This window comes from Kitasatospora sp. NPDC088160, from assembly GCF_044741445.1.
Taxonomy (GTDB): Bacteria; Actinomycetota; Actinomycetes; order Streptomycetales; family Streptomycetaceae; genus Kitasatospora.
Genome location: NZ_JBIUSS010000018.1, coordinates 79,293 through 91,274, shown reverse-complemented (window position 1 = coordinate 91,274; position 11,982 = coordinate 79,293). Strand labels below are relative to the sequence as shown.

General features: G+C 73.2%; 7 protein-coding genes. All 7 read right to left on the bottom strand.

Translation table 11 applies throughout. From position 1 onward, the window contains the following. Window positions 1-78: 78 nt before the first annotated feature. Window positions 79-2,967 carry a trypsin-like serine protease gene (locus tag ACIOGZ_RS26625; protein ID WP_400987636.1) on the bottom strand — a complete coding sequence of 963 codons (2,889 nt, stop codon included), beginning with the start codon at window positions 2,965-2,967 and terminating at the stop codon, window positions 79-81. Window positions 2,968-3,308: 341 nt separating this feature from the next. Further along, on the bottom strand, window positions 3,309-5,108 hold the full coding sequence (locus tag ACIOGZ_RS26620; protein WP_400987634.1) for an ABC transporter ATP-binding protein: 1,800 nt from the start codon (window positions 5,106-5,108) through the stop codon (window positions 3,309-3,311). After that, window positions 5,093-6,826: an ABC transporter ATP-binding protein gene (locus ACIOGZ_RS26615; protein ID WP_363632212.1), complete on the bottom strand. Its 1,734-nt coding sequence runs from the start codon at window positions 6,824-6,826 to the stop codon at window positions 5,093-5,095. Before ACIOGZ_RS26615 ends, ACIOGZ_RS26620 begins: the two co-directional genes overlap by 16 nt. 66 nt (window positions 6,827-6,892) lie before the next feature. Then, the gene (locus ACIOGZ_RS26610) at window positions 6,893-7,003 is read right to left on the bottom strand and encodes an ALQxL family class IV lanthipeptide (RefSeq protein WP_363586623.1); all 111 of its coding nucleotides are present in this window, start codon (window positions 7,001-7,003) and stop codon (window positions 6,893-6,895) included. 50 nt (window positions 7,004-7,053) lie between these two features. Continuing rightward, window positions 7,054-7,164, bottom strand: coding sequence for an ALQxL family class IV lanthipeptide (locus ACIOGZ_RS26605; RefSeq protein WP_363586623.1), 111 nt, complete (start codon window positions 7,162-7,164; stop codon window positions 7,054-7,056). Between the two features lie 106 nt (window positions 7,165-7,270). After that, window positions 7,271-9,070, bottom strand: coding sequence for an alpha/beta hydrolase family protein (locus tag ACIOGZ_RS26600; RefSeq protein WP_400987632.1), 1,800 nt, complete (start codon window positions 9,068-9,070; stop codon window positions 7,271-7,273). After that, complete coding sequence (gene lanL, locus ACIOGZ_RS26595) at window positions 9,064-11,847, bottom strand: class IV lanthionine synthetase LanL (protein ID WP_363586625.1); 2,784 nt, start codon at window positions 11,845-11,847, stop codon at window positions 9,064-9,066. Before lanL ends, ACIOGZ_RS26600 begins: the two co-directional genes overlap by 7 nt. Window positions 11,848-11,982: the final 135 nt, after the last annotated feature.

Sequence of the window (11,982 nt, the reverse complement as noted above, 5' to 3'; positions counted from 1 at the left end):
TTCGCAGGGTCGGTGTGGAGCCGGCGCTCCGGTCCCGCGAGTCGCGGCCGCCGTCGGCGCGGCGGCCGCGACTCCCGGTCACAGGCGGAAGGGGTTCCCGCCCTGCGCGGCGATCACGTACCAGGCGGTCGCCCCGGTGTGGAGGGAGGAGTAGTAGAAGTCGCCCTCCCCGGTGTCCAGGCCGTCGTGCGAGGCGGCGACGATGCCCTTGCCGTCCGTGTTGGCCGCGCCGCTCTGGGCCTTCTGCAAGGTCGCCATCAGGACCGCCGCCTTCGCGGCGTCGCCGTCCGCGCGGCGGACCTGGTAGGCGGCCAGCAGGTGGGCGGTGCCCTCGAACCAGACGCCGCTGGTGTCCTTACCGCTGAAGCCCACCCCGCTGTACGGGCCGTCGGTGGCCGCCATCCGCCCGGCCGCCCAGTCGACGGCGGGCGCGTAGGACGGGTCGAGGGTGGCCAGGTAGCTCCAGGTCTGCACGTCCTCCGGCTCGACGTCGTCGTTGGTGGTCACCCCGTCCAGGCCGGTGCCCGTCCACAGGTGGCCGTTGGCGGCCTGCACGGACTTCACGAACCGGAACGCGTTGGTGGAGCGCTGCGCCCAGCCCGCGTCGCCGGTGACGCCGGCGAGCATGGCGAAGAAGGCGCCGGTGTCGATGTTGTGCTCCGTGGCCTTCCAGGTGAGCGGGACCATCGTCTGGCCGGTGCCGTCGTCGTTGCGCAGGCCGCCGGTGTAGCCACCGGCGCCGCGGGTGTCCGCGGTGTTGTTCTGGATCCAGTTGGCGGCCTTCAACGCCCCGTCCAGGAAGCGCTGTTGGCCGGTCACCCGGTAGAGCCGGGTAAGTGCCATGCCGGCCCAGGCCATGTTCCCGGTGTAGACGGAGAACCCGCCGACGTACGGCTCGCCGGAGGGGGTCTTGACGAAGGGGTCCGGCTCGTAGGAGGCGCGGATGCGGCCGTCCGGGGTGATGTCGTGGGCCTGGGCGTACAGCAGGCTGTCGCCGAGCGCCGTGGCGCGGGCGACGTCGTCGGTTCCGCCGCGTTGCAGGAACGCGGTGATGACGAGCGCGTTGTCGTACGTGAAGGAGGCCTGGAAGCCGTCCGGGCCGAACAGCTTCGGGTCCTCGAAGTGCCCGCCCTGGTAGCTGCGGGGCACACGCAGCGTGCTGCCGGTGCCGTGGGCGTCGAGGCGCTGGGCGAGGAAGGAGTAGGCCGCGTCCACGGAAGGCCCGGAGGGCTTCACCGGCGGCTGCTGGGACGGCAGGTGCAGGCTGTCCGCGGGCGGGGGGCCGGGCGTGCTCGGCAGGTCGGCGCCCTCGTCGCCGACCGGCACCAGTTTGAAGAGCTGGTTCTCGTCGTTGTGGTCGCACGGGGCGTTGCCGGGTGTCGCGATGCTGTTCGGCACGCTCGTACCGGGCCACAGCGCGAGACAGTTCCCGCCCTTGATCTGGAGGTGGAAGTACCAGTGGCCGCCCTCCCAGTCCGACATCTGGAGTCCGACGTCGGCGGACTGACCGAGGTACTCGTTGGGTGCGGCCAGGTTCCGGAACATCCAGCCGCCGTCCGTCGTCTGGAGGAGTTCCCAGTCGGCCCGCGGGTCACCGGGCTGGGTGCCGACGAGCCGCCCGCTCGGCAGGTCGTAGGCCATCGCCGCGCCGTTGCCGTCGACCAGTTCGGTGTGGTCGTGCGGCTTGGGGTCGGAGCCCATCGCCACGCCCCCGCCGCCCCCGCCGAAGTCCTCCCAGCTCAGGTGCCCGGTGCTCCAGTCGCGAACGCCGATCTTGGCGCCCAGCATGGGGAGGGCGTCCTCCAGGCCGACGAACATGATGCCGCCCGCGCAGGTGGTCGCCATCGTCTTCCCCGGCGTCTTGCAGCTCCAGGTTCCACCCGTGGTGGCCGAGACGATGCCCAGGGCCGTGATGTTGGGCGGCGCCCCCGGCAGGTCCGGGCCGCCGCCCAGCACGACGGGGCCGCCGCTGTCACCCCTGCGGGCCGCGATGGACGAGTTGTCGGCGGCGGTGAACTGCTTGAGGGCCTTCCACCCGTACATGTAGTGGTGCTCGATGTCGCCGCCCAGGTTGTCGGGGCCCTTGGCGTAGTAGTCCGTCACCTTGGTGGTGACCTGGATGTTGCAGATCTCGCCCGATCGGGCGCCCTCGTTGCAGATCCAGTTCCCCTCGTGCGCCACCTGCGCGGCGCTCACCCACTTCTTGGTCTGCGAGATGCTGGACTGGTCGGCCGCGCCGCCCGTCCAGATCTGCTGGTCCATCGTGATGCCCGAGGACGGCTTGATGACGGCCGCGTCGAGGTAGACGGGCCCCCTCTCGTCCTGGCGGACGATGTGGGGCGAGATCCGGGTGCCGATCGCCGGCCCCTGTCCGCCCGTGTCGTCCACGCCGTACCGGACGTTGGTCTCGTTGTTCGGCATGAAGCAGTGGTCCGCGGTGAGCATGGCGTTCTCGCCGCGGTAGTTGATCGCGAACGCCGTGCTGCAGAACGGTGAGATGATCTGCGCGCCGCCGGCGCCCGGATCGCTCCGGCGCGAGGGTTCGCCGAGGCTGATCGACTCCGTGCCGTTCGATTCGACCGTCACCGGAACGCTCACGGACGCCACCGCCCGCCGCAGCCGCTGTGCGTCGGCCTCACCGCCCACCACGGTCGCGGTGAGGCCGCTCCCGTCCTGCGGCATCGCCACGTCGGTGATCCGTACTCCGGCGGAATCGGCGATGCGCGTCACCTCGTGCGAGGCGTCCTTCAGGTCCTGCGCACTGTGCGGCGCCGACTTCACGTCGACACGCACCGGGCTGTGCGCGACGACCGCCCGGACCTCGGGCGTCAGCTCGCCGTGCCAGTAGATCGTGAGGTGCTTCGTCTCGGGGGCGGCGACCACGCCGGCGAGGGCCTGGCTGCCGATCCGACCCGACACCTGTTCCACGGCCGAAGCCGTCTCGTTCATCTGGCCCTGGATGGCCATCAGTTGATGCCAGGACAAGAAGGGTGAAGGGCTCCCGAAGGAGTTCGCCACGGGCGCGATGCCGGGAGCCGCGAGCACTCCCACGACGGCGGTCGCGGTGGCGAAGGCCACGAGCGGCCTTCGCCACCTGCCCCTGCGGCGGGCCGGATCTTCGATGTGGTGGACCAACGGGAACTCCCCGGAGCTCGAAACTGCGGGGCGCCTCGGCGCCCCCTCACCCGTGCCTACGGGTGGGGGTGAACGCGCAGTTCAGAGCGGGTGCGGGCCGGCCAAGAACGCTTGCCGGTCCGTGGTTCGGACGCCCGGACGCACGGACGCACGGATGCACGCGAGGCGAGCGCTCACGCCGGCGAGGCCGTGGTGTGCTGGTCCCTCGTGTCCGCGTGCGAGCCGGTCCAGTAGCCGACGAGGTCCGCGTAGCGCGGTGAGGCGGCGAGCAGGTGCGGATGGGTGCCGCTCAGCGTCCGGTCGCCGTCCATCAGCAGGATGCGGTCGGCGCGCAGGGCCGAGCTCATCCGGTGCGCGATGACGACCACGGTGCCGCAGCGCCGCGCGAAGGCCAGCTCCGCCCGCGCCTCCGCACCCGGGTCGAGGTGGCAGGTCGCCTCGTCGAGCAGCACCACGCGAGCGTCCGAGACGTAGGCCCGGACCAGCGCCAGCAGTTGCCGCTCGCCGGCCGACAGAACGGCCCCGCCCACCCCGAGCCGGGTGTCCAGGCCGCCGAGCCGGCCGATCAGGCGGTCGGCACCGACGGCGGTCGCGGCCCGGGCGAGCTCGGTGTCCGCGGCCTCGGGGCGCAGGTAGCAGAGGTTCTCCCGGAGCGTCCCGGTGAAGATGTACGCCTCCTGGGGGATCAGTACGACGTGGCGGCGCAGCCAGTCCTCGCCGAGCCGGTCCACGGGGAAGCCGCCGATCCGGACCTGCCCGGCGCCGGGCGTCGCCAACCCGGCGAGCAGGTTGGCCAGGGTCGACTTGCCGATGCCGCTGGGGCCCACCACGACCAGCACGGCGCCGGCGGGCACGGCGAGCGTGAGGTCGCGGATGACCGGCTCGGCGTGCGGGCCGTAACCGAAGGTCAGGCGGTCGATGACCAGGTCGGCGCCGGCCGAGGCGGCCTCGGCCGGGCCGGCTTCGGCGGGCGGGTGGGCGGGGTGGCGCGCGGCCGGTTCGGACGGGACATCGGCCTCGCCCAACCGCTGTAGCACCGTGTGGAGTTGGATTCCCCAGGAGCCGATGACATCGACCATCGAGCGCAGCGTGGGCTCGATGGTGGTCAGCAGGTAGCCGACTGCGCCGACCAGCGCGCCGACCGTCAGTCCGTCTCCGGCCAGCAGCCACGGGCTCATCACGAACACGGCCAGCACCGGCAGTTTTCCGCCCGCCGAGACGAGCAGCGCACTGACCGCGCCGGTCCGCGCGACGGCCCGCGACGCCGCTTCCCACTCGCCGATCAGGACGTCCAGCCGCTCCCGAGCCCGACCGCGCGCGCCGGCGGCCACCAGATCACGCAGGCCCGCCAGGGTCTGACCGGCCTCGGCGGCCAGTCGCTCGTCCGCGATCAGCAAGGCCCGTCGACGCCGGCTCAGGACGCGCAGCAGCGGCATGTACGCCGCCAGCGTGAGGACCACCGACACCCCGGCGATGGCCGCCACCGGCAGAGCGAGGGCCGCCAACCCCACCAGGGCCATCACCAGTGACACGCCGACCTGCCGGACCGAGCGCAGCAGCGCGGAGACCAGTGCCCGTACGGTCTCCACCTGTCCGGTGAGCCGGGCCACGCTCGCCCCGTCGGAGCGGGCCGTGCCGGCGACCCCGCGCCGGAGCGTGGCGGAGACCACCGAGCTCACCAGTGCGTCCCGCAACGGCTCGACCAGCACGCCCAGCCTGGGCAGGAGTTGGCGGGTCACAGCAGCCCGGAGCACCATGGCGACGCCCAGCACTGCCAGCCAGGCCAGGCCCACCAGCGGGCGCCCGGCCAGGAATCCCCGGTCCAGGGCCCGCGCTATCAGGAGCCCGGACAGCAGAACCGGCAACGCCTCCAGCACGGACAGCGCCAGCACCGCGGCGACGACGCCGCTGCGGCCGCGCAGATGGCGCCCCAGCATCCGCCAGCCGGGGCGCGTGGTCACGGGATCGGACACGTCTCCTCCTCCACACTCTCCGAAGCCGCGGCGAACTGCGCCCGGTACTCCTGGTCGCTCCACAGCTCCGCATGGGTCGCCACGGCTCTGATCCGGCCGTCCGCCAGCCAGGCCACCAGATCCGCGCGGGCCGCCGTGGAAGCGCGGTGCGCGACCATGATCCTGGTCCGCCCGGTGAAGGCGCTGTGCAACGCCTGCGTCACCCTCGCCTCGGTCACCGTGTCCAGGCTGGACGTCGCGTCGTCGAGCACGACCACCCGGCTGTCCTGGGCGAACGCCCTCGCCAGTCCGAGCCGTTGTGCCTCACCGCCGGACAGCGGAGCAACCGCCAGGCGGGTGTCGTATCCGTCGGGAAGCCGTCGGATGAAGTCATCGGCGCCGGCGGCCCGCGCGGCGGCCTCGATCACGGACTGCGTCGCCTCCGGACGAGCGAGCGCGATCGTGGCGCGGATGGTGTCGTCGAACAGCGCGGGCCGTTCGAAGGCGTACGCCACGCGGCGGGAGAGTTCATCCGCCGTGAACTCCGTCACGGGTACGCCATCGAGCAGCACCGCGCCCTGGTCCGGGTCGTGGAGCCGCCCGACCAGCGCGGCGAGGCTGCTCTTTCCCCCGCCCGACGCCCCGACCACGGCCAGCGCCGTTCCGGCCGGGATCTCCAGGTCGATTCCGTCGAGCACCACCCGGTCCCCGGCGAGCACGCGGACCCCGCGGAAGGAGACCGCACATCCGGCGGTGGATCCGTCCGATCCCCGCTCCCCCGCCAGGGTCACGGGCTGGCCCACGGCCTCGGCGACCCGGCGGCCCGCCGCGACCGAGTGGGCCAACTCACCCACCGCGTCGACCTGTTGGAGAAGTCCGAGGGCGATCGCGACGTACCCCGTGACGGCGACGAGCTCCCCCGAGGAGATCCGCCCGGCGACCACCCCGTATCCGCTCACGGCGAGGACGAGGATCTCGATCGCCGGCAGCAACAGGCCCATCTGCCAGGCGGTGGCGCGTTGCAGATGCCACGTCAGCAGGCCGGTCTTCGACAGCTCGGGCAGCGGCTCCAGCACGCGGGTCGTCTCCGCTGCCACGGTGCCGCTCGCCCGGATCGTCCGGACGCCGCCCAAGGCCTCGATCAACCGGTCCGCGATCTGTCCCTGCAACTCCTGATAGCGCGTGAGCGCCGACGAACTCCGGCGGAAGAACAACCGCAGGACGACGTACACCGGCGGCAGGCCGAGCAGGAAGGTCACCGCGGGTCGCCAGTCGATCAGCCACAGGGACACCACGCCCACGATCGAGGTGGCCACCGACATGACCGTGTCGAGCACGGTGAGACCGGCGTGCCCGGACTCGGCGCAGCTCCCGACCAGCCGGCCGGTGACATCCCCCGCAGCGTGCCGGCGCTGCCCGGCGAGTCCCGCGCCCAGCACCCGGTGGACGAGGCCGCGGCGCAACCAGCCGGTGGCCGCCGCCCCACTCGTTCCCGCGGCCACCACGTGCACCACCGCGACCCCCGTCGCCACCGCGAACGCCGCCGCCAGGGCCGATACCGGCCCGGTCAGCGGACGGTGGGCCAGGGCGTCGTCGAGTGCCCGGGCCAGCAGGGCGGGGGTCGCCAGCGTCACCGCCGCATCCGTGATCGACGCCAGTACGGCGAGGGCGAACCAGCCCCGGGCCTCCAGGGCTGCCGCCGCCAGCAGGCGGGGGACCGATCTTGTCGACGTCGTCATCCTCTCCTCCAGGAGGGCAATCGGGACCGGTGGCCGGGGCCGATCAGGGCCCCGGCCACACATTGGTCACTGGCCGGTGTAAGTGCAGGTCCAGCTACAGGTGTTCTGGCAGGGCCGCAGACCAGCGGCCTCCTCCTCCCCGTCCAGCGCCTGCAGCGCATCGACGTCAACGGTCATCGTGTTCACCTCCCTTCAGGCAGAAAACTCACCGTCCGACCGACCCGACATCACTGGCCGGTGTAGGTGCAGGTCCAGCTACAGGTGTTCTGGCAGGGCCGCAGACCAGCGGCCTCCTCCTCCCCGTCCAGCGCCTGCAGCGCATCGACATCAACGGTCATCGTGTTCACCCCCTTTCCTGAAGGTCGTCGCAGATGACGCCGGCCGTACCGGCGTCGCACGGCCCGAATGGCCGTGAGTCTCTGGTCCCGCGGTCCCGAGCGGTCCTCACGCGTTCCCGGGGCGCTGGGAGAGGAACTCCACCAGCTGCTCCCGCAGGTGCGCGCCCGCGAGGTTCTCCAGCGGGGAGTGTCCGCCGCCGGGTACTTCGGCGTAGCGGAAGTGGGTGCCCTCGCTGTGGCCGGTGTCGAGCAGCCGTTGCCGCAGCTGCCGGGACTGGTCGACCGGGATCGTCCGGTCGTCCGTGCCGTGGACGATCATCAGTGGGGTGCGGATCCGGTCGGCGAGGGTCCACAGGTCGCGGGGGCCCAGTCCGTCCTCGACCTCGGTCCGGCCGCCGAGCCGGTCGATGAGCGCACGGACCGCGGGCGACGCCTGAGCGTGCAGCCGGGCGGCGGACAGGAAGGGGGCGACGACGGCGCAGCGGGACCACAGCTGCGGGTCCGCGGCAGCCGCCAGCAGGGCGAGATGGGCACCGTAGCTGACCCCGTACAGCATGGGCGGTGGCGCCGATCCGGGGCGCCCTGCGGCGAGGGCTCTGACCAGGGCGCGGATGTCGGCGAGGTCGGGTCCGCCCCAGGCGCCGTGCAGGGCCTCGGCGTGCGCGGCCCCGTAGCCGGTGCTGCCGCGCTGGTTCGGGGCGACGACGGCGATGCCGGCGGTGGCGAGCCGGTGCAGCACCGGCTCGTATCCGAGGTCCCAGGCCGCCTCGGGCCCGCCGTGCAGGGCGACCAGTACGGCGTCGGCGCTGCGCCAGTCGCCTTGGCAGACGGCCTCGAACTGCCCTGCGGGGCCGGAGAACCGCTCGACTCGCGAGCGTCCCGCCGCCTGGCTTCCGGCTGGGGCCCACTCCGTCGTGGCCTCGGGCGAGAGCACCGCGATCTCGGCCGGGCGGTCCGCCGTGGAGACCGGCACCAGCAGGCCACTGCGCCCCCAGCCGGCCACCTGCTGGACCGCCCCCGCCGCCAGCGGCACCTCCGTGAGCCGGTCCTGGCGCAGGTCGTGGACCAGCAGCCGGGCCCGGGCTCCGCGGAGCACTCGCAGGGCCACCCGCTCACCGGCCGGGTCGAAGGCCAGTGGCAGGACGGCGCCGTCGATGGTGTTGAGCCGCTCGGGGGCGCGCAGTCCGGCCGGATCGGCCAGGGATCTCCACGCCAGCCGGCGTCCCTGTGGCGTGTCGGTCGCCATCAGCAGCAGACCGGAGGACGGGCTTGCCAGCAGGAGGGCGTCGCTTTCCCGGCCGGGCGCGCAGGGCAGGTCGTGGTGGCTGCCGTCGGTGAGATCGACGAGTACGGTCCGGGAGCGGCTCTCGTGTCGCAGGGCCACGCCGAGCAGCCGTCCGCTGTGCTCCAACCCGCAGATGCGGCCGACCGTGCCGGGCAGGGCCGCGACCGGCTCCCACCGCAACGGACTGTCGAGCACCCGGTACAGCGTCGACCGGCCCGGGCTGTCGGAGCGGACCGCCAGCGCCAGGGTGCCCGGTTCGGCGGAGGCGACCAGACGCAGCGCGCGGCACTCGACGGTGAGGCGCTCACCGGCCCGCCCCGTCTCCGGGTCGGCCAGGACGAGTTCGTGCCGGCCGGCCGCACCACGCAGTAGCAGGAGTCTCCCGTCCTCGGTCGGCAGCGGCTGGGTCCGCAGGGACTCCTCCAGCGCGAGCGTCCGGCGCCGGGACGACGGCCCGTCGAACGACCGGTGCTCGGGCACCAGGCCGCCCTGCGAGCCTGTCGTCAGGCACGCGGCATGCTCGGCCGTCGCGGAGAAGGCGAAACTCGTCCGGGTGGCCGGCAGCGCGGGCACCACGGGCAACTCGGGCGCGCGGCTCGGAGCCGGGGTCCAGGTCACCATGCGCCGGCCTCGATCCCGACCGGCTCGTCCGTCGGCACGGAGAGTGCGAGGGAGTCGGGCAGCCAGAGCCGGGTGCCGCCGTGCCGTAGCCGGACCAGTGCGGCCAGCATGCCGGCCGTCCCACCGCTGTAACCGGCCGTCACCTCGGTGTTCGACTCGTCGGGCAGGAGCAGGAGACCGTCGCGCAGCGTGTGGCGCGCGTGGGCACAGGCGACGAGTTCCGCCGCCCGCTGGCGGTAGTCCGGGTCGTCCAGGGCGGCGGCCAGGTCCAGCAGGAACTCCGCGTTGCCCGCCAGTCCGTGGCAGGCCGCCGGAGAGAGCTGCCACCTCCTGCGGTACACCTCTGCTGCGGCCTGTTCGGCCAGGTTCCGGTAGCGCTGGTCGGCGGTGGCGGTCCAGAGCCTCACCAGGAAGGTCCCCACTCCCGAGGATCCGCTGCACCAGTAGGGCGGACGGAAGGGGGCGTTCTCGTCGTGGTCGCCCTCGGGCCACCAGGCCGCACCGTCGCCGGTCCGCGCTGCCGCCACCAGGGTGTCACCGGCACTTTGTGCGAGTGCCAGGAAGTCGTCCCGTCCGGTGGCCTGGCCGGCCAGCAGGAGAAAGGTGCCGATTCCGGCGACGCCATGGGCGAATCCCAGGTGCTTGGCTCCCGCCATCGCGGAGTCGAAGTCCTTCGGAACGGGCCAGAGCGTTCCGGACCGGCCCGGTTCGGCGGCGGCCACCAGCCCCTCGGCGGCCTCGACCGCCCGGGCCAGGAAGTCCGGCTCGCCGGTGGCCTGCCAGAAGTGCAGCTGTGTCAGACCCGCGCCGGCCGCGCCGTGGCAGACGTCGGGGTTCGGCCAGCGCACCGGCACCGCCCGGGCCAAGCGTGCCGCGGTGTCGGCCAGCTTGTCGTCGTCCAGCAGCCGGGCTGCGTCCAGCAGTGCCCAGGCGGTGCCGGAGCGGCCGAAGTACAGGCCGGGGAGCTGTGGTTCGTCCAGCCGCAGACGGCCCGCCGTCCAGTCGGCCGCCTCGGCGACCCCGGACCTGAGCCGGGGGTCCGTCCGCGCGACGTCGGCCGCGGTGAGCACCGCCAGGACCCCGGCGGCGCCGTGCTGCACGTTGAGCGGGTCGTTGAGGGCGGCGAACCCGTCGGCGGGCCACAGCCGCGGCTGCCCGGCCGGGGTCATGGTGTCCAGCAGGTGGGTCAGCCCGTCGGCCAGGACCCGCTCCTCGACGTCCGCCGCAAGGACCGGGCGTGCCGGTTCCCCGGGAAGCTCCGGCCGGCCGGACCGCAGTTCGGCCAGGAGCTCGCGCAGCCGCTCCAGGCTCCACCGCTGATCGACGGACTCCGCCATCAGCCCGAGGATCGCGGGGGCGAACGGCCGCGCGACCGGGTTGTCGGCAAGGGCCCGGGACACCAGAAGGGCCAGACGCTCGCCGTTCGTGCGGGTTGTCGGGCGGTCCGCGGCGAGCACCGTCTCGGCGCCACTCGCCAGGTGGAACAGGACCGCGCCGAGACTGAACAGGTCCGAGGTGAAGTCCGGCGCCGGGCCGCTGTGTTCCGCGGCCACCACCTCGGGCGCGGCATACCCCGGGGTGTAGGCGCGCTGGACCTGGTCGCCCGGTCGAACGATCATCTCCAGATCGATCAGCCGCAGCGCCCCGTCTCGGGTGAGCATGAGGTTGTTCGGGTTCAGGTCCCGCAGCACATGGCCGGCGGCGTGCACACGCTCGACGATCGTCACCAGCTGCTCGACCAGGTCCAGCAGGACGGCGCTGACCGGCGCGGGATTCGCCACCACCCAGTCCCGCAGGTTCTCTCCGTCCACGCGTTCCTGGACGAGGTAGAGATTGCCCCCCTGGGTGAACACGCCGAACGCCTGCGGGCACACGCCCAGGGGTGCCAGCGCCGCGTGCATCCGCGCCTCGTGCTGCAACAGGTCGCCGGCGTCCGTGCCGGCGACGGTCGACCCGACGTGGCGTCGGGCCTCCTTGATGACGACCTGCCGATCGGTCTCCCGGTCCGTGCCGTAGTACACCCCGCCCTTGTAGGTGTGCCGGACGGCCGAGCGCACCACGTAGCGGCCGTCGAGAAGGACGGCGGCCGGACGGCTCGCCGCCTGCGGCTGCGAACCGGGCTGCGACTGCGGCTGCGGCTGCGGACCGGGCTCCGGCCGCTGCTGCGGCCACGGCGACCGCGCCCAGGCCGGTGGCTTGAACCGCGCCAGGCGGAGGTCCCTGACCAGAGCGCCGTCGGGGGTGCGCAGCAGGGACTCGACGGTGCCGTCGTTGCCGAGCTGCGTCGTGCCGGTGAAGACGCCGTAGCGGTAGTGCACCAGGCTGCCGGGGCGGTACGGCCGGTCGGAGAGGATGCCCGGGCCGGGCAGCCCGCGGGTGGCGTGGTGGAGCTCCTCGGCGAGTGCGCGGAAGTGGTCGTCGTCATCCGGATAGACGGTGATGAACTTGCCACCGCCACCCCGGTCGTAGCTCGCGGAGACCAGTTCGGTCACCCGGTCGAGAGTGCCGGCGAACTTGAACGAGGCCCGCCCGGCGACCAGGACCTCTGCGGCCTTGAGGAGGACGATGGGCGCGGACAGCGGGGTCGCCGAGAGGTGCAGCTTCCACCCCTGCGCCGGGATGGTGCGGCCCTCCGGAGCGACGTGGCACCAGAACTCCCGCGAACCGACCGTCCAGCCGCGCGCACCCCGCCGGTGCAGGACCGACGCCACGAGGTCCGGGAGCAGGTCGGAGTCCTCGTCGCGGACCGCGCTCGGCGTCGCTCTCGTACCTGTCATCAGCGGGCCTCCTGCGGCGGTGGGGAGCGGCGGTGCGGGGCGGCGGCGGACCGCTCTGCTCCGTTTGCATCACCGATCCTTCCGGCGATCCGCCGGCCCGGCATCGGGGCGGCCCACGTAGGTTCCGGTCGGCGA